The organism is Streptomyces meridianus (assembly GCF_023703325.1).
GTDB lineage: Bacteria > Actinomycetota > Actinomycetes > Streptomycetales > Streptomycetaceae > Streptomyces > Streptomyces meridianus.
In genome coordinates, this window is sequence record NZ_JAMQGM010000043.1 from 84,819 (window position 1) to 103,001 (window position 18,183).

Sequence of the window (18,183 nt, forward strand, 5' to 3'; positions counted from 1 at the left end):
TGGTGCGGAAGCGACATCGAGGCCGGCCCGCCCGGGAAGGGGGCGAGCCGGCCTCGACAAAAAGCCCGAAGGCATGCTCATAGGCTCGGCACGGGCCCGTCGGACACCCCCGAAGCGGCCTCGTCCCGGGTGCATCGCCGACCGGTGACCGTCCACTCGTCAGCCGGCGTCCGCGCCCGGTCCGACGCGGGGGTCTCGAGGAGGGTCGCCGTCAGGATCAACCCGTCCCGGACCGCCCACCGTCCGCTCAGCGCCTTCAGCCTGCGGCCGCGCACGACCGGCCCGTCGATCAGCAGTCGCGCAGTGAAGCTCCCGGTGACGAGGTCGAAGAGGATCTCCGCCTCGTGGAAGTCGAGGAAGCGCCGGGCGAGCGGGTACCAGGCCTTGTAGACGCTTTCCTTCGCGCTGAACACCAGCCGGTCCCAGCACACGTCGGGACGCTGGGCGGCGAGCGTCGGAAGCCGGACCCGCTCCTGGGCGAGGGCGACGAGGCCGAGCACACCATCGTCGCGCAGGGGAAGGTTCGGTTCGGCATCGATGCCGACGGCGGTGACGTCCGAAGCACGCGCCACCGCCGCGGCGCGGTAACCCACGCAGTGCGTCATGCTGCCGACCACACCTGTCGGCCAGACCGGCGCCCCGAAATCCCCCCGCAGCAAAGGCGTGCGCGGTGCACCGATCCGCTGGAGCGCCTCCCGCGCACATGCCCGCACCGTGGTGAACTCCGCACGTCGCGACGGCAACGCCTTCGCGATCAGGAGTTCCTCCTCCGCGTACAGCATCCCGGGCACCGCGGGGTCGCCGAAGCGCTCCTCGGCCTGGACGCTCCCGGGCAGCAGTTCGCGGATCATGACTGTCTCCTTTCTGCAGTCGGCAGGATCGGCACGGGACGGCCGGGGACGTACCAGTCGGGATAGCGCTGCCACTCCCGCGGATAGCCCAGCGAGACCTCCTGGTGCGGCACTCCGTCATGCATCGTCGTCCGGGGGATGTGCAGATGACCGTAGACGACGGCCTTGGCCCGGTGGCGTCGGTGCCAGTCGGCCGTGGCTTCGGTACCGCACCACAGCGCGAACTCGGGGTGGCGAAGGATCCGAGTGGGCTCCCGCAGCAGCGGGAAGTGGTTGACGAGCACGGTCGGCAGATCCGACGGTAGGGCCTCGAGCCGCGTCCGGGTGGCCCGTAGCCGGGCCCTGCACCAGGCCTCACGGCTCGGGTGGGGGTCGGGGTGGAGCAGGAACTCGTCGGTGCAGACCACGCCGGCCCGCTCTGCCCGTTCGAGGGCTGCCTCCACGGTCGACGCGCCGGGCGGGCGGAACGAGTAGTCGTACAGCAGGAACAGCGGTACCACGGCGACCGGTCCGCCTTCGCCCTCCCACACCGGGTAGGGGTCCTCGGGGGTCACGACGCCGAGGCGCCGGCAGATCTGCACCAGGTGCCGGTAGCGGTACTCGCCACGCAGCCGGACCGGGTCGTCCGGAGGCGTCCACAGTTCGTGGTTGCCCGGGACCCACACCACGGTGGCGAAGCGCTCGCTGAGCAGTCCGAGGGCCCACTCGACGTCGGCGACGGTCTCACCGACGTCGCCGGCGACGATCAGCCATTCGTCGGGCGAACCCGGCCTGATCCGCTCGACCACGCTCCGGTTCTCCCGGTAACGGACGTGCAGGTCGCTCAGTGCCAGCAGACGGCCGTGCCGGCCCTCCCGGCTCCGAAGGCCCACAGGCGACACGGCGGCGGGCCCCGGCTCGCTCCCGCCCGCCACTCGGACCGAGGGGGTCGAACCGCCCCACTGCTCCACGCTGACCTCCCGGTTCGGGCGGGCTTCGGCCCGCCTGCGCATTCCACCCGGGGACGCGGCCGGGTGCCACCCCGGCCGACCCCGGTCCTCCCCCGTACCGCCGGTGCGCCGGACCGCGCCCGGTTCGTCGCGGACGGCCCGCGGCGGTCGGAGCGGCCGGGCGTCAGGGGGCGTTAGGGGTACGCGCGGGCAGAGCCGCACCCTGATCCTGGAGGGCAGTAAGCATCGTTTCTCTCGAGACAGGGACGGGTGCAGATGGACGAGGAGCGAGGCAGGGGAACGGCGATCGTCTTCCCCGGGATGGGGCCGACCGCTTTCGGTGACGTGGCGCGTTTCATGCTGGTCAATCCGTTCGCCACCAGGCTGCTCGCGGAGGCCGACGAGGTACTCGGCTACCGCCTGACCGACCGGTACCGGCAGGCGGACAGTGACTACTCGGTCCCCGGTCAGGTGTCGTTCGTGGTCAACTGCCTGGCGTTGGCGCAGTGGGCGCGGGCACGGCAGGAGGCCCGGCCCGAGTTCGTCGTCGGTCCGAGCTTCGGGGGCCGGGCTGCCTCCGTCTACGCCGGGACGCTGACGTTCGCGGACGCGGTGCGCATGACGGCCCGTCTGGCCGAGGTCATGGAGGAGTGGTTCGCCGGCGAACAGCCCGACCTCGTGACCCAGTCCATGGCCCGCCTGCCCGAGGACCGGCTGTCGGTCCTGCGCCGGGAGCTCGACGAGCGGGGCGAGTGGCACGATCTCTCGTGCCAGGTCGACCACGACTTCACCATGCTGACCGTACGGGAACAGGTTCAGGACTGGCTGCGCCGGCGCATTCGTGCGCTCGGCGGCATGCCGCTGTACACGATGAAGCCCCCGATGCACTCGTACGTCCTCAAGCCGCTGCGCGACCTGGTGGCTCGCGAGGTCTTCTCCGGCCTCACCTGGTCGGACCCGAGGATTCCGCTGGTCGCGGACCAGGACGGGCGTCTCGTCACCACCGGGGAGCAGGTGCGCGAGATGCTTCTGGACGGCTTCGTCCGTCCGGTGCGCTGGCCGCAGGCCGTGTCCGCGCTGCGCAAGGCCGGCGTGGAGCGGTTGTACGTCGCGGGGCAGGACGGGCTGTTCACCCGGGTGCCCTGCACCACCCGGGCCTTCGAGGTCCTCTCCTTCACGCCCGCCTCGGTCATGCGGCCGGTGCGCCGCGGCATGCCCGGCCGGACGGCGCCCGCCGGGACGTGACCATCCCCGGCCCACGGTGCGTCCGCTGGACCCGACCAGCCGGGCCCCCGCCGAACCCCCGCGGCGGTGGCCCGGCTTCCTCGTTGTTCCGGCAATGCGTGAGCGCCGGACGTGGCAAGGCCGGGACGTGGTGCGTGCGGGGCTCAGGACAGCGGCGGGGCCGGTGCCTCGGGCACCGGCCCCGCCGGTTCGTGCGTCAGACGGGTGTTGACGCGGAAGGGATCATGCCCCGTCGACGCTGAAGGCGTAGAAGGTGCCCTCGGTGGTGCTGCCGGTGGTTCCGGCGCCGTCCTTGAACCGGACGTAGCCGTTGCCCCAGTACACGGTTCCGTCGACGATCGACGGGCCGGCGTTCGACGAGTAGGGAGCCCGGAAGTCCCACAGCTGCTTGCCGGTATGGGCGTCCATCGCGTACATGTGGCCACTGGTCGAACTGCCGAACACCACGCCGTTGGCGACGCTGAGCGGCGCCCAGGCGTGGCCGCCGGACGGCTCGGCGACCTGCCAGAGGATCCGGCCGGTGGCCGGGTCGAGTGCCGCGAACGAACTGCCCGTCAGGGTCTTGCCATCGGGGGTCTGGTACGGCAGTCCCTCCCAGTTGGCCTCCGCGAGGTAGATCCGCTTGCCGTCGTAGGCGGTGCCCCACATGATGCCGCCGATGTGGCCTCCCGGGCCGGGGGCCGCGCTCCAGACGATGTCACCGGTGCGAGCGTCGAGCAGCCAGTACTCTCCGCTCTTCTCGCCGGCGCCGATCACCTTGCGGCTGCTGCCGTCCGGACGCTTGATGGTGAACAGATGCGCCCCGTCCCCGAAGTCGTAGTCGTAGCCGGGGTTGGCCGGGCAGTTGTTGGGCGGGAATCCCGGCAGGCAGCCGGTGTTCCAGGCGTCGAACCGCATGGCCCCGGTGTTCCACTTGACCGCACCCGTGCGCACGTCGAGGGCGAGCACGGTGTCGATGTAGTCATCGGGCGCAAGGCATTCGGAGGGCTCGTGACCGGCGTCCTGACAGTCGGACACCGACTTCGGGACCGTGTAGTTCTGTCCCGTGGTGAAGTAGGCCGTCCCGGTCTTCGGGTCGATGGCCGGAGTTCCCCAGATCGCGCCGCCGCTGTAGCCGCCCGCCTCGCCGCCGTTGTCCGGGACCGTGTACCGGCGCCAGAGAAGCTTGCCCGTGTCGGCGTCGACGGCGGTGGCGCTGCCGCGGAAGGTGCAGCACTTGTAGTCCGGATCCAGTCCGGATTCGGACTCGCGGGAAGAGACGCCCTGGTAGACCACCCCGTCGTGCACCACGGGAGAGGCAGTGAGCACGGCAGCGGGATGGGTGTCCATGCGGGTGCGCCACACCAGCTTGCCGGTGACGGTGTCGATGGCCATGAGGTAGGCCTTGTCCCAGTCGCCGATGTAGAGCCGATTGCCGACGACCGCGGGGCTGGACCGGGAGACGGAGTTCTCGACACCGTTGTACTCGGAGATCCGGTGGGACCAGATCTGCCGACCGGTGGCGGCGTCGACCTTGTAGAGGTAGCCGCCCCAGTCCGGGAAGTACACCGCACCGTCGACGACCGCGGGAGTGGCCGAGACGTCACCGTGTGTGGCGAACTTCCACTTGGCGCGCAGCCGGGAGGCGGTGTCCTTGTTGATCACGGTCTCGGTCCTGCTGGAGCGGGTGTTGTGCAGGTCGTGACCGTTCGTGGGCCAGTCCGACGCGGACTGACGCACGTGCGACGACGACGGCTGGACCGAGAGCACAGTGGCTCCCAGCACCAGCGCGGCGAGGAACACGAGTCCGCGGACTCCTCCCCGTATGAACCCTGGACGTCCGCGCATGCGTTGTCCCCTTCTGTCTGAGCGGTGAGACGTGCTGTGCCGTCCTGTCGACGGTGGTGCGGCCGGCCTCGCGCCCCTGAGCCGCGGCGCGCGAGCGCACGCTAGCCACGTCCCGGGAGCCCCGGGAGCCCCTACCGCCCCCTAAAGGCGTGTTGTGAAAGTCCCGTCCGGCTCGCGTCGCCCGGCACGCACATCCGCTGCGTTGTCGAATCGTCCGCGCAGCCCTCCCCTGGCCTGCGGCATGGGGAACCCCAGAGGCCGGCTCTCCGCCTTGCGGCTGCACGCACCAGACGCCGCAAGCCCCGCCCCCAGGGGCGGACGACGCTGCTTCCACAACAAGCCTTGGTTCTGCGACCGGATGCCCCCGCGGGCCATGCCGGTTCGGCACGGTTTGTCGACGGCAGGGACTCGACGGCCGAAGTCCGAGCCGTGACCGATCGTCGTCCGACGCCGGACGACCACCCGCAGGGCCGGGCACCCGACGTCCTCGCCGGCCCGCCATCCGGGACAGCCCGCGCCGGGACGTGCCCGACGGGTCGAGGTCGGAAGGTCGTCGTCCGCCACTGTCAGGGCGCGGGAACCCCCAGCAGGCCGGCAGCCCGGGCGGTCAGGGCCAGCCTGTCGGTCTTCTTGTTGGTGTTCAGCGGGAAGGCGTCGAGGCGGTGGAACGAGCGCGGTATCAACTGTGGGGGCAGCAGCGCGCTCAGCGTCCGGTGCACCTCCCGCGGGGCCACGGGATCGCCGAGGTAGAAGGCGACGAGTTCGGTGCTGTTGGCCACCGGAACGCCCACCACGACGGCGTCCTGGACCGATGTGCCGGTGCGCAGGGCATGCTCGACCTCTGCTAGTTCGACGCGGTAGCCCTGCACCTGCACCTGGCTGTCGACCCGCCCCAGGTAGACGAGTTCGCCGCCGTCGACGCGGCGCACCCGGTCCCCGGTGCGGTACCAACGGCGGCCCTCGTGCACGAGGAACCTGTCCCTGCTGTCCTCCGCGTCGACGTATCCCGCCGCCATCTGCGGCCCGGCGAGCCAGAGTTCACCCTCGCCGTCGGCGGGCCGGCCCTGGTCGTCGAGGAGCAGCTCGGTGTGTCCGTCGTGCACTCGGCCCAGGGGCACCACCCCGTTGACGCCGAGGCGCGTCGACCCGTCCGGCGACCAGCGGTGGCGGTGGGTGGTGATGGTCATCTCGGTCGGGCCGTAGACGTTGATCACGGCCGATTCCGGGGCCGCCTTCTGCCACGCGTCGGTGTCGCCGTACTGCAGCGCCTCTCCCCCGAAAAAGGTCCAGCGCAGCGACGGCATGCTCCCGGGCAGGAGACGGCCGGTGCGACGGGCGAGGGCGATGACGCTGGGGGCGGAGAACCAGACGGTGACACCGTGTTCGGCCAGGAATGCGGGCAGGTCGCGGTAGGCGTGCGGGTCCACGGACACCAGGGGCGCTCCGGCCGCCCAGGCGCACCACAGGTCGGAGACTGCGGAGTCCCAGTTCAGGCCGGCGGCCTGGGAGAAGACGTCGGATTCGGTGAAGTCGTACCAGTCGTCCATCAGGGAGAAGTAGTGGGCGAGGTTCCCGTGGGTGAGGCGCACTCCCTTGGGGCGTCCGGTCGAGCCGGAGGTGAACAGCACGTAGGCGACGTCGCCCGGCTCGGTGGGGACGGGCTTCTCCAGTGCCGTCGCCGGGGAGGCGGTGATGCGGTGGAAGGCGCCGCCCGCCGAAAGGTCGGTGCTCTCCGCGGTGTCCGGTGCGAGGACGACGGTCTTGCGCCCGCCGGTGCCATGGTCGGCCAGCGCGGGCAACAGTCCGGCACCCGCCTCGTCGGCGATGACGGCGGTGACGTCGGCGGCGTCGAGCATCGCGGCCGTGCGCGCCGGGGGGAAGTCGGCCAGCAGCGGCACCACGGGGATGCCCGCATAGAGTCCGGCCACGATCCCGAGGTAGGCAGTGATGCTGCGGTCGGCCAGGACGCACACCGCCCGTGGCAGGCCTCCCGGGGCGCTGCGGAGGGCACCTGCCCAGCTCAGGGCGATGCTGTGGGCCTGGCCGTAGGTGACGGTGCGCTGCCCCGCCCGCACGGCGACGCCGTGCGGGGAGCGGGCCAGCCCGCGCAGGAAGCGCATGTGGACGCCTCGTTCCGGCGTTCGGTTCATGTCTCTCGCCCCTCCCTCCGGACGGGGTGTGTGCCGGTCCCCGAACCTTTGCGGGGTGACGGCGACCCGACCCGGCATTCCCGTGTGGAAATTGATCGTCCGCGATGGCCAGCTTAATGTGACGTCAATTCCTGTCAATGTTCCGAGCATTGACAGGAAGGCGAATTTACGGCCATGATGACGGCATGCCAGAAAACCTCGCCTTTCTCAGCCACGGGATTGCCGTCGACGATGCCTGGGATTCCGGTTTCGAGTCCCTCCTGCGGCCTTTCCTGCCCTTCCTCTCCCCCGGCGCCCCCCTGACCCCGGACGCCGATCTGCGCGACCTCGGTCTGGACTCGATGGGTACTGTAGAGCTGCTCGCCACCCTCGAGACCACCTATGAACTGCGGTTTCGTGACGACGCTCTGCAGATGGAGAATTTTGCCAGTCCGGCAGTTCTCTGGCAGACCCTCACCAGGGCGATGCGAACGACCCCCTGAGATACCGCCGAGCCCGGTGCCGGACATCACGTCCGGCACCGGGCCTTTCGCGTGAACGGCATTCTGCTGACGAAAGAACTGTGAATCCGTTCCTGCTCCGGCCGGCCCGTGAATGCCATTCGGGACCGCTGCCGGGATCACCCCCGACAGCGGATGGAATTCAGCTTCCTGCGAGGCGATCAGGAGGAACAGAGTTTGCGGAACCCATCCTCGACAACGTCGAGGACTTTCCGGACGTGAGGCAGGTTCACCGGGTCCTCGGCCGCCAGGGCGAGCCACTGTTCCTCGGTTGTCTCTCCGTAGAGCATGCTCGTGGCCGCCTTGAACCGCAGGGCTCCGGGTTCGTCGCCGAGATGATGTCCGGCCAGCACGACGATGCCGTAGGCATCGAGCAGGTGTTCCGTGAGGCTCGGTGCGTCGGTGACCCCGACCGCCCTCAGGGTCTCCCGCAGCGGCTCGAGATCGGGGTAGACGTAGAACGCACCCGTCGGGGGGCGGCACCGGGCCCCTGCGGAGACGACGATGCGGTGCACCTCACGGGCGACCGCCCCGTGCAGCCGGGCACTGGCGGCCAGATGCTCCAGCAATTCGGGCGGCTCGCCGAAGGCGTACTCGGCGACCTCTTGCATGGGCCCGGCGAGGGTCGACCAGATCTCGCTCGCCACCGCGACGACCGCTGCACGCAGCCGGGCGCCCGCCGGACCGGCAGGGAAGCGCGCGACGCCGATGCGCCAGCCGCCGAGGGCCAGGCTCTTGCTCAGGCCGCTGGTGACCACGGTGCGTTCCGGCGCGACCTCGGCCGGACTGAGCACGGGGGTCGCCGGGTCGTGGACGACGTCCCGGTAGATCTCGTCCGAGACGATCAGCAGATCCTCCTCCTCGGCGATCGCACAGATCTCGCGCACGATGGCCGGGGGCGCCAGGGTCCCGGTCGGGTTGTCGGGCAGGGTGAGCACCACCATGCGGGGATCGCGCCCGCGGGCCCGGGCTTCAGCGATACTTGCGCGCAGCGCCGAGGGTTCGGGCACGCCACCGCACTCGCGGGGGATCGGCACCCCGATGGCCTTCTTGCCGGCGAGCCGGGCCTGTGGGGCGTAGGTGTTCCATGCGGGGCGGGGCAGCAGAACGTCGCCGGGGATCACGTGGTGCAGGGCCATCAGCAGCGGCTTGCTGCCGGGCGCCACGACCACCTGGTCGGCTTCGGTGGGCATCCGGCGGCGGCCGAAGTAGCCCGCGGCCGCGGCACGGACGCCGGGGCTTCCGGCCACGGGCCCGTAGGCGTTGCGGTGTGCGCCGGCAACCAGCCGGTCCACCAGGGGGCCGAAGGCGGGCAGCCTCGACTCTCCGAAGCCGAGGTGGACGAGCCGCTCGCCGGCCGCCCGGCGGTGAGCCACCACTTCGTTGAGGGCCAGGTTGGGAGATGTCCCGCGCGTGCTCACTGTCCGCTCCTCTCCGAGCTGCGGATGGGGTCGGCGGTGGGGGGCCGGGCCGGGCCGGCCACGGCTGCCGCGATGTCGGCCGGCGTCGAGGGGTCCAGGCGAAGGTCGTCGATCCACGCAGCAGCCGGGTCGGCGTAGGCCCGGAACGGGCGGCCGACGAGGGCTGGATCGCGGGCCTGGAGCATGCGCAGCTGGAAGAACCGGCCCTGCGGCGTCTCTTCGATGCCGTCGACGGCGACCTTGCCGCAGGTCGCGGACATCACCGGGCCGCGCACGGTGCGCGCCAGACCGGGCAGTGTGCGGTAGGCCGCCTGGAAGATCTCCACGGCCCGGTCCAGCGGAACCTTGAAGTAGTCGTGGGGTCCGGTGTCCCGCTCGACGAAGAGGTAGTAGGGCACGGCGCCCGCCGCGTGCTGGGCCCGCCACAGCTCGCTCCAGGCGGCTTCGTCGTCGTTGACGCGGGCGATGAGGGGGGCCTGGCAGTAGACGAGTGCCCCCGTGGAACGGATACGGGAGATCGCCCGCCGGGCGATCTCCGTGCGCAGTTCGCACGGGTGGCTGAAGTGGGCCATCACCACGAGGTTGCGTCCGGAGGCGAGGACCTGCTCGAACAGCCGGAGGACGTCGTCGGCGTCCGGATCGGTGACGAACCGCTGGGGCCAGTAGGCGACCGATTTGGTCCCGATGCGAATCGTGCGCACACTGCCCACCGTCAGCAGCGGTTCGATGTGGCTGCGCAGCCGCTCGGTGGACATCACCATCGGGTCGCCCCCGGTGATGAGCACGTCGCTGACATCGGGGTGGTCGTCGAGGTACTCGACGAGTCGCCCCGGATGGGGGGCGGCGAAGCGCAGGTCGGCGTCGCCGACGAATTGTGCCCAGCGGAAGCAGTAGGTGCAGTAGGCGTGGCAGGTCTGACCCTGGCTCGGGAAGTACAGAACGGTCTCGCGGTACTTGTGCTGCGAGCCGGGCAGCGGTTCGCCACGGTGGACGGGGACGTTGAGCTGCCGCTGTCCGGACGGGTGGGGGTTGAGGCGGCCGCGGATCTGGCGTACCAGGGTGCGCAGCGCGTCCTTGTCCTCCGCCCGCGCTGCGAGGCCGGCCAGCGCGCGCTCGTCCTGCTCGGTGAGCATGCCGTGCTGAGGGAAGACCAGCTGGAACATCGGGTCCTCGGGGATCCGCTTCCAGTCGATCATCTCGGACAGGACGTAGTCGTTGACGCGGAAGGGAAGGACGCGCGCGATGTTCCGCACGGTCTCCCGCACGTCGTCCGGCAGTCCGTAGCGATCAGCGATCTCGTCGATGTGGCGTGGTCCGAACGCGCGAAACCGGGCCGTGTCGGCGAGGCCGGTTGCCAGCAGGGACATGAGATTCCTCCAGCGTCTGCCGGGCGTGGTCGGTGCGTGCACTCGGGGAGACGGCGCCGCGCCGGCTCGGTGCGCCCCGGACGTACGCGGACGGGAGTCGTCCTGATCGTCCGCAGCGCTTCTCGCGAGCGGTTCGATGCTAGGAAGCGGTGTTCCGAAGCGGTCCCCCTGACGACCCCAGCCGTACCCTTACCGCTCCGGCCGGGTCCGCTGCACCCGGCGGTGCCGGGGGCCTGCACGAAACCGCCCGGACCGTCGGGGCAACGGTCCGGGCGGAAGTCGCACGGTGCGGGACGGAACGTCCGGCTCACTGGTCCAGGACGGACGCCGTCTCCGTCGCGCGGCCCGGTTCGGCGCTCTCGGCAATCCGCTCGGTGTCGCTCTTGATGGAGCGCAGGGCGATGGTGGCGCCGATCGCCGCGAGCGCCATGACGGCCGCAGCGGCGTACGAGGCCGCGTGCACCTCGATGGTGAAAGCCTCCCTGGCGGCCCTGATCAGGGAATCGGCCGCGCGCGCAGGCAGCTGCTCGGCGGCCGCGAGCGCGCCGCCGATGGTCTGCCGGGCCGACTCCAGTGCCGCTGCGGGCACTCCGTCCGGGGAGTCCAGGGCGGAGCTGTGCCGGTAGACGGTGGCGCCCACGCTGCCGAGCACGGCGATACCGAGGGCTCCGCCGAACTCCTGCCCTGTCTGCAGCAGCGCCGACGCCGATCCCGCCTTGTCCGGGGGCGCCTGACCAACGACCATCTCGGTGACCAGCGTCAGCACCGGCGTGAGGCCCACCGCCAGGGCGATGATGCCGATGAGCAGCATCAACAGGCCGTCCTCGGCCGGGAGCCGGGTGAGCATCAGCAACGCCAGGGTCGCGATCGTGAACCCGCCGCCGATGATGTAGGCGGGCCGTACCGTGCGCACCAGCATCGTCGCCACCGGGATCGCCGCACCGACCGCGACCGTGCCGGGCAGCGTCCACAGGGCGGAGCGCAGGGCCGACATGCCCAGCACGGACTGCAGGTACTGGGTGCTGAAGAGCGAGTAGCCCACCAGGGTGAACGAGGCCAGCATGTTGGCGCTCAGCGACGGAACGAAGGTGCGGTAGCGGAACAGCTCGATGTCGATGACGGGGTGAGGTGTCGTCCGCTGCCGGCGGACGAAGACCCAGGCGAAGAAGAGTCCCACCACGATCGACAGTGCCGGCAACGGCTGCACGCCGTCGAGCGCGATCTTCTTGAAGCCGTAGATCACCGGCAGGACGGCCGCGAGCGAGAGGGCCGAGCTCAGCAGGTCGAAGCGTCCGGCCACCGCGGTCCGGAATTCGGGCAGCAGCAGAGGGCCGAGCACCAGCAGCACGATCATCACCGGAACGTTGATCAGGAAGATCGACCCCCACCAGAACTGGCTCAGCAGCGCGCCGCTGACGACCGGTCCGAGTGCCGCGCCGGCTGCCATGCCCGTGGACCAGACGGCGACGGCCGTGCGGCGCTGGGTCTGGTCGTGGAACAGGTTGCGGATGAGCGCCAGGGTGGACGGCATGAGCGTCGCTCCGCCGATGCCCTGAAGGGCACGGGCGGCGGTGAGAATCGTCGGGTTGCCGGCGTAAGCGGCGGCGACGGAGCCGATACCGAACGCGGCCGCTCCGATGAGTAACAGCCGACGACGGCCGATGCGGTCCCCCAGCGAGCCCATGGTGATCAGCACACCGGCCAGGACGAAGCCGTACATGTCGATCAGCCACAGCTGTTCGGTGCTGGTCGGCTGCAGGTCGCGGCTGATGGACGGAACCGCGAAGTAGAGGACCGTCAGGTCCATGGAGACCAGGAGGACCGGGAGCAGGAGCACCCCGAGGGCGATCCACTCCTTGCGACCGGCCTTGGCCTGTGGAGAAGTTGCGTTGACTTCACTCATGGGGAGAACAATACAAGCGTCTTGCACGTGCGTATAGTACGTACGTACATTCAACCGAAAGGGTGAGGTCAGCGGCATGGGACATCGAGAGGACCTGCTTGACGGCGCCGAGGCGTGCCTGCTTCGCAAGGGCTACTCCGGGACCACGGCCCGCGACATCGTGGCAGCCTCCGGAGCGCAACTCGGCTCCATCGGCTACCACTTCGGCTCCAAGGAGGCGCTGATGAACGCGGCGCTGGTACGGGCGACCGAGAAGTGGGGCGATCAACTGGAACAGGCGCTGACCGCGGCCTCCGACCCCTCGGCCGGCCCCCGGGAACACTTCGAGATCGTCTGGGACCGCATCATCGACCTGATCGGCCGCCACCGGGCGCTGTGGGCGGCACAGTTCGAGGCCTTCTCCCTGATGCAGCGGTCTCCCGACATCCGGCGGTTCCTCGCCGAATCCCAGGAGCATGCCCGCGACGGTCTGAGCGCCCTGCTCCAGCAGTTCGAGGGGGAGCACGACCCGGACACCGCCGCACGCATCGGCTCCTTCCATCTGGCACTGATGACCGGGCTGATCGCCCAGTGCCTCGCCTCGCCGGAGAACGCGCCCACCGGGCGTGACCTGGCCGAGGCCATCCGGGTGATGGCGGAGTCCATCGCCGGCCCCGGGCCGGCCGCCTGACGTACGCACACCGAGGGCCCGGCCGTCCCGGCCGGGCCCTCGGTGCCGCGCCCGCCGCGGCGAGGTGCGGTCGGTCAGCCCTGCGGGGCCGTCAGCCCGGCCACCAGAGCCCGCCGATCGGTCTTGCCGTTGGGGGTCAGTGGCAGGGCCTCGATCAGGCGCACCCGACGGGGAATCATGTAGGCAGGCAGCGTCTGCTTGCAGAACGCGCTCAGCGCGGTCTCGTCGACGGGACCCGCTCCCGGTGCGGGCACCGCGAACGCCGTCAGAAGCGGATCGTCACCCCCCTCACGTGGAAGGACCACGGCAGCGGCCGCGACGACGTCCGGGTGCTCCAGCAGCCGGCGCTCGATCTCCCCCAGTTCCACCCGGTTGCCCCTGATCTTCACCTGGAGGTCTGCACGGCCGACGAAGTACAGCCCGCCGTCCTCGCCCCACTCCGCCAAGTCCCCGGACTTGTAGACGACCTGGCCCGAACGCGGATCGAGGGGGTCGGGGACCAGCACCGCGCGGGTTCCCTCGGGGTCGTCCCAGTATCCGGTGAACAGTGACGGGCCGCGCAGGTGGATCTCGCCGACCACGCCGGGGGCCTCGACGGGCGCGCCCTTCTTGTCGACGAGCAGGATCTCCGCCCCGTCATAGGCCTGTCCGATGGACAACCGGTTCCGACCCGCGGGCAGCGGGTTGGGAACCTCCGTGAGCGAGAACGCCATGGTCTCGGTGGGCCCGAAGCAGTTCACCACCCTCACCCCCGGGAGCAGTTCCTGCAGCCGGCGCATTTCGGGCAGTGGAAAGGCCTCGCCGGAGAACAGCACGCCGCGCACCTGGCCGGCCAGCGTCGCCAGCCCCTCCGGCTCGTGCCGCAACACCGGTCTCCAGATCGACGGCACCCCGTTGACCTGGGTGGCGCCGGTGTCCGCGAGGAACCGCAGCAGACGGCGCGGCCAGGGCAGCAGATCACGCGGGATCGGCACGAGAGCCGCGCCGCTGCCCAGCGTCAGACCGATGTCCAGCAGCGAGAAGTCGAACTGTAGCGGCGATGCGGTGGCGACCCGGTCCTGCGGCCCGACGATGCCCTGCCGCAACATGCCCCTGTAGAAGGCCAGCACCCCGCGATGGCTCATGACGACGCCCTTGGGCCGGCCGGTGGTGCCGGAGGTGAAGATCATGTATGCGGCGTCGGTGGTCACCGGGGTGCGCCGAAGCCTGACCCGGGGCCCGGGGTGCCTTTCGACGGTGACGCCGGCGGGACCGAACCGGGCGGTGCCGACCGGGGCGGGCACCCCGTCCCGGCGACCCTGCTCCGTCTGCAGGTGGAGCACCGGCTGCGCGGCGGCGACGACGGACAGCAGCCGGGCCGCAGGCACCTCGGGGCCGACCGGGACGAAGGCGGCCCCCAACAGCGAGCAGGCAAGCACCATCGCCACCGCGCAGGCCGAGTTGTCGGACTCGAGGATCACGCGGTCGCCGACACCGACGCCGGCCCGATCCAGGGCGACGGCGTAGTCGTGGGCCCGGGATTCGAGTTCACCGTACGTCAGGAAGCGGATACCGCCGTCCGTGCCGGGCTCCAGCACGGCGGGACGGTCCGGATCGGTGTGCGCGGTGGCCAGCATGAGCTCGTGGATCCGCTGGGGCTCACCGTGCACGAGTGCGGGAACTGCAGTTGTCCGACTCACCGCGGACTCCGTTTCTGTTCGAAAGGGCGTAGGGCGTCAGGAGATCCGCTGGTCCAGGTGCGCCAGCCAGTGATCGATGACGGGTGCGGTCGTGCCCACGTGCTGTTCGACGACGGTGAAGTGCGTACCGGGCACGGTGACCACACGGTCCGCGCCGTCCCATTGGGCCTGCCAGTCGCCGCCCGGATCGACCGGGTCGTCGTCGCCGAGCCGGAACAGGTCGCCGGCGCGCACGAGCAGCACGGGGGTGTCGATGTCGTCCTTCCGGAACTGCGGGAGGATCTCCACGTACCGGCCCATCGCCGAGAGTTCGGCACTGCTGAACGCGCCGAGCGTGGCGGCCTTGTCCGGCACCGCGAAGGCCATCTGGTCGAACAGAGCGTCATTGGCAGCGTCCCCGACCCGGTAGGTGTCCACCAGGACCAGACCGGCGGGCCGCACACCCTGCGCCTCCAGACGGGCCACCGTGGCGTGCGCCAGCAGGCCCCCCGAGGAGAAGCCGAGGAGTGCGAACGGCTCGGCCTCGGCGGCCCGCAGCACGGCGGCGGCGAGGGCGTCGACGGCTGCCTCGAACGAGGCGGGCAGCGCCTCGCCGCGCCCGAAGCCCGGTGTGGGGATGCCGAACACCGGCATGGACAGCCGGGCGGCGAGGCGCGCGTGCTGGTGCACACCGCCCGCCACGGTGGGCGTGCTGAGACAGATCAGCCGTGGCAGCTTCTCCGTGCCCTCGACCGGTGCGGACTTCGCCCCGTACGACACCGCGCGCGGAAGGTCACCGAGGTCGGCGGCGCCGGTGAAGGCCGGGCGCAGCGCGGCGACCGCCCGGAGCATGGCGAGGCCCGGCTGCAGTTTTCCGGACAGGATGGCGTCGAGGAACAGTCCGTAGAGCGAGTCGTCCGGCACTTCATGCTCCGGTGCGGCGGCCGTGGGCTCGGCGGGCCCTGCCTCCGCCACCGCGTCCCGCAGGTGAGTGCTCACCCGGCGGGCGAGGTCCAGCGGGTTCTCGCTGTCGAACACCGCCATGGCCGGCAGGGACAGCCCCGTCGCCGTGTTGAGCCGGTTGCGCAGCTCTACGGCGCTGAGCGAGTCGAACCCGGCCTCGAGGAATCCGGCCTCGGGGTCGAGCGCGTGCGCGTCCGCGTGACCGAGGACCTCGGCTGCGTCGGCCAGCACGGTCTCCAGGACGGTCCGCTCACGCTCCGCGTCGTCGAGCCCCCGCACCCGGGAGCGCAAATCGACGGCCCGGGCGGCCGAGCCGGCGGCAGAGCGACGGCGCACGGCAGGCGCCAGGCCACGAAGCAGGGCGGGGATCTCGTCGGTCCTGGCGCGCAGACCGGCGGGGTCGACGCGCAGCGGGACCAATCCGGGGGCCCCGGCCGCCGCGGCCGCGTCGAAGAGCCGGAGCCCCTCCTCCTCCGACAGCGCAGGTGTACCCGTCCTCCGCATCCGCTGAAGGTCGGTGGCGCTGAGCCACTGGCTCAGTCCGGTCGCCACATCCCACAGGCCGAAGGCCATCGACGTGGCGGGCAGGCCGGCCGCGTGCCGATGCTGGGCCAGCGCGTCGAGGAACACGTTGGCCGCCGCGTAGTTGCCCTGCCCGGCGGCCATCACCAGGCCGCCGGCCGAAGAGAAGAGCACGAATGCCGAGAGGTCCAGCCCAGCGGTCAATTCGTGCAGGTGCCAGGCCGCGTCGGCCTTCGCCCGCAGTACGGCGTCCACATGGTCGGGTGTGAGCGCTTCGACCAGTCCGTTGTGGCCGATTCCGGCAGCGTGCACGATTCCGCGCAGCGGATGGTCCGGGTCGATGCCGCCGAGCAGTCCGGCGACCGCATGCCGGTCGGAGACGTCGCAGGCGACGATGTCCGCATGCGCACCCAACGCGTGCAACTCGGAACGCAGTTCGGCGGCGCCCGGAGCATCCGGCCCACGACGGCTCGTGAGCAGCAGGCGCCGCACCCCGTGGTCGGTCACCAGGTGCCGGGCGACGATGGCGCCGAGTCCGCCGGTGCCTCCGGTGATCAGGACCGTGCCCCGCGGGTCCCAGGGAGCGTCCGCGCCTCCCACTGCCGCGCGGACCAGCCGGGGCGCCAGCACGGTGCCGCCACGGACGGCCAGTTCGGGCTCGCCGGAACCGAGCGCGGCGGGGATCGCGTGCAGTGACTCCGGGGCGTCGTCGAGGTCCAGCAGGACGAACCGGCCGGGGTGCTCCGCCTGCGCCGCCCGCACCAGGCCCCACACCGGAGCCTGGCGGACGTCGACGTGCGAACCGTCGTGCACGGCCATGGCATTGCGGGTGACCAGGACGAGGCGTGATCCGGCGAACCGCGGTTCGGCCAGCCATCGCTGCGCGGCCTCCAGCGCCGTGTTCACTGCCGTGCGCACCCCGACGAGCACGTCGTCTCCGCCATCGTCTGCTGCGGAGGTGACGGCGGGGCCGGGGAGCACGACCGGCAGCACGACGGTGTCCGGCACCGGAGATGCGCCGGCGGCCAGCGCCTCCAGGCCGGCGACCACGGGGAGGTCCGGGTCGGCGTCGAGGCCGGGGCCGGCGAGGGCCCACCCCACGGGGGTGGCGGCCTCCGGCACCGGTGTCCAGTCCACGGTCAGCAGGGCCTCGTGGAGCCCGTCCGCGCCGGCCAAGTGCCCGGCCGCCACCGGGCGGAGCAGCAGCGCGTCCACCGTGGCCACCGGCGCTCCCGCGCCGTCGGCCAGATCGATCCGCACGGCGTGGCGCTGTTCCCCGGCGGGTGAGAGCCGGACGCGCGCCTCGGTCGCACCCGTGGCGTGCAGGGTCACACCGGTCCAGGTGAACGGCAGCAGCGCCTGCCGCTGGTCCTCCTCCGCGCCCAGACCGCCGAAGCCCAGAGCGTGCATCGCCGCGTCGAGGAGCGCGGGGTGCAGCCCGTACGCGGCGGCCTCGGTGTGTGCCGTCCCGGGCAGGGCGACCTCGGCGAAGAGTTCCTCGCCGCGGCGCCAGGCCGTCCTCACGCCCCGGAACACCGGGCCGTAGCCGAATCCGCGGTCTTCCAGCAGGTCGTAGAGGTCCGTGGTGTCCAGTTCGGTGGCCCCGTCAGGGGGCCACACGGCGAGGTCGGTGCCGGGCCGGGGAGCTCCGGGGCGGAGCACACCGTCGGCGTGCCGGGCCCACGGCCCGTCCGGCCGGTCCTCGGGCCGGGAGTACACCTGCACGCCGCGCCGCGCGCGTTCGTCGGGAGCGCCGACGACGACCTGGAGGGCGACGCCGCCCTCGTCGGGGAGGACGAGCGGTGCCTGGAGGGTGAGTTCGTCGAGCACCTGACATCCCACCCGGTCACCTGCCTGGACGGCGAGTTCCACGAAGCCGGTGCCGGGGAACAGGACATTGCCGAGAACGGCGTGGTCCGAGAGCCACGGCCGGCCGGTGAGCGAGAGCCGGGAGGTGAAGGTGACCGCGTCCGAGTCGGGTGAGGGCACGCCGGCCGCCAGCAGCGGGTGGTCCAGGGCGATCTGGCCCGCCGCGGTGGCGTCACTCGTGGGCTTGGCCGGTTCGACCCAGTAGCGGGCCCGTTGGAAGGGGTAGGTGGGCAGGTCGATGCGGCGGGCGCCGGTGCCGTCGAAGAATGCGGACCAGTCGACCTCGGCCCCGGTGACGTGCAGCCGGC

Annotated in this window: 12 protein-coding genes; 3 read left to right on the plus strand and 9 right to left on the minus strand. The window is 71.4% G+C overall.

Going from position 1 to position 18,183, the window contains the following annotated elements; all coding sequences use genetic code 11:
• Nucleotides 1-77: 77 nt before the first annotated feature.
• Both M1E25_RS19910 and M1E25_RS19915 read right to left on the minus strand, forming a co-directional pair.
• Complete coding sequence (locus tag M1E25_RS19910; RefSeq protein ID WP_251417568.1) at nucleotides 78-851, minus strand: 4'-phosphopantetheinyl transferase family protein; 774 nt, start codon at nucleotides 849-851, stop codon at nucleotides 78-80.
• The gene (locus M1E25_RS19915) at nucleotides 848-1,723 is read right to left on the minus strand and encodes a metallophosphoesterase family protein (RefSeq protein WP_251417569.1); all 876 of its coding nucleotides are present in this window, start codon (nucleotides 1,721-1,723) and stop codon (nucleotides 848-850) included. The genes M1E25_RS19910 and M1E25_RS19915 overlap by 4 nt, the downstream gene beginning before the upstream one ends.
• Before the next feature lie 333 nt (nucleotides 1,724-2,056).
• Between M1E25_RS19915 and M1E25_RS19920 the strand changes: the two genes are divergently transcribed.
• Entirely contained in the window at nucleotides 2,057-3,025 is a 969-nt protein-coding gene (locus tag M1E25_RS19920) for an ACP S-malonyltransferase (RefSeq protein WP_251417570.1), read from the plus strand.
• 222 nt (nucleotides 3,026-3,247) lie between these two features.
• Here M1E25_RS19920 and M1E25_RS19925 read toward each other — a convergent pair whose 3' ends face one another.
• Nucleotides 3,248-4,852, minus strand: coding sequence for an outer membrane protein assembly factor BamB family protein (locus M1E25_RS19925; protein WP_251417571.1), 1,605 nt, complete (start codon nucleotides 4,850-4,852; stop codon nucleotides 3,248-3,250).
• A 566-nt stretch (nucleotides 4,853-5,418) separates the two neighbouring features.
• Nucleotides 5,419-7,002 (minus strand): AMP-binding protein, encoded by a 1,584-nt coding sequence (locus M1E25_RS19930; protein WP_251417572.1) that lies wholly within the window; start codon nucleotides 7,000-7,002, stop codon nucleotides 5,419-5,421.
• Between the two features lie 185 nt (nucleotides 7,003-7,187).
• Here M1E25_RS19930 and M1E25_RS19935 point away from each other — a divergent pair, with 185 nt between their 5' ends.
• Nucleotides 7,188-7,484 carry an acyl carrier protein gene (locus M1E25_RS19935; RefSeq protein WP_251417573.1) on the plus strand — a complete coding sequence of 99 codons (297 nt, stop codon included), beginning with the start codon at nucleotides 7,188-7,190 and terminating at the stop codon, nucleotides 7,482-7,484.
• A gap of 179 nt (nucleotides 7,485-7,663) precedes the next feature.
• Here M1E25_RS19935 and M1E25_RS19940 read toward each other — a convergent pair whose 3' ends face one another.
• The 3 genes from M1E25_RS19940 to M1E25_RS19950 all read right to left on the minus strand — a co-directional run bounded on the left by M1E25_RS19940 (nucleotide 7,664) and on the right by M1E25_RS19950 (nucleotide 12,193).
• A complete protein-coding gene (locus M1E25_RS19940; protein WP_251417574.1) occupies nucleotides 7,664-8,923 on the minus strand; it encodes a pyridoxal phosphate-dependent aminotransferase in 1,260 nt (419 codons plus the stop codon).
• Complete coding sequence (locus M1E25_RS19945) at nucleotides 8,920-10,290, minus strand: KamA family radical SAM protein (RefSeq protein WP_251417575.1); 1,371 nt, start codon at nucleotides 10,288-10,290, stop codon at nucleotides 8,920-8,922. Before M1E25_RS19945 ends, M1E25_RS19940 begins: the two co-directional genes overlap by 4 nt.
• Before the next feature lie 307 nt (nucleotides 10,291-10,597).
• Nucleotides 10,598-12,193 (minus strand): MFS transporter, encoded by a 1,596-nt coding sequence (locus M1E25_RS19950; protein WP_251417576.1) that lies wholly within the window; start codon nucleotides 12,191-12,193, stop codon nucleotides 10,598-10,600.
• 76 nt (nucleotides 12,194-12,269) lie between these two features.
• On the opposite strand from M1E25_RS19950, the gene M1E25_RS19955 reads away from it, so the two are divergent.
• Nucleotides 12,270-12,863: a TetR/AcrR family transcriptional regulator gene (locus M1E25_RS19955; RefSeq protein WP_251417577.1), complete on the plus strand. Its 594-nt coding sequence runs from the start codon at nucleotides 12,270-12,272 to the stop codon at nucleotides 12,861-12,863.
• A 74-nt stretch (nucleotides 12,864-12,937) separates the two neighbouring features.
• Here the strand turns inward: M1E25_RS19955 and M1E25_RS19960 are convergent, their stop codons facing one another.
• Nucleotides 12,938-14,542, minus strand: coding sequence for an amino acid adenylation domain-containing protein (locus M1E25_RS19960; protein WP_251417578.1), 1,605 nt, complete (start codon nucleotides 14,540-14,542; stop codon nucleotides 12,938-12,940).
• Nucleotides 14,543-14,578: 36 nt separating this feature from the next.
• The coding region (locus M1E25_RS19965; RefSeq protein WP_251417579.1) for an SDR family NAD(P)-dependent oxidoreductase at nucleotides 14,579-18,183 on the minus strand (3,605 nt) is incomplete at its 5' end.

Coding starts and splice junctions, on each gene's coding strand:
- M1E25_RS19910 (WP_251417568.1), bottom strand. CDS start 851: ATGATCCGCGAACTGCTGCCCGGGAGCGTCCAGGCCGAGGAGCGCTTC.
- M1E25_RS19920 (WP_251417570.1), top strand. CDS start 2,057: ATGGACGAGGAGCGAGGCAGGGGAACGGCGATCGTCTTCCCCGGGATG.
- M1E25_RS19925 (WP_251417571.1), bottom strand. CDS start 4,852: ATGCGCGGACGTCCAGGGTTCATACGGGGAGGAGTCCGCGGACTCGTG.
- M1E25_RS19930 (WP_251417572.1), bottom strand. CDS start 7,002: ATGAACCGAACGCCGGAACGAGGCGTCCACATGCGCTTCCTGCGCGGG.
- M1E25_RS19935 (WP_251417573.1), top strand. CDS start 7,188: ATGCCAGAAAACCTCGCCTTTCTCAGCCACGGGATTGCCGTCGACGAT.
- M1E25_RS19945 (WP_251417575.1), bottom strand. CDS start 10,290: ATGTCCCTGCTGGCAACCGGCCTCGCCGACACGGCCCGGTTTCGCGCG.
- M1E25_RS19950 (WP_251417576.1), bottom strand. CDS start 12,193: ATGAGTGAAGTCAACGCAACTTCTCCACAGGCCAAGGCCGGTCGCAAG.
- M1E25_RS19955 (WP_251417577.1), top strand. CDS start 12,270: ATGGGACATCGAGAGGACCTGCTTGACGGCGCCGAGGCGTGCCTGCTT.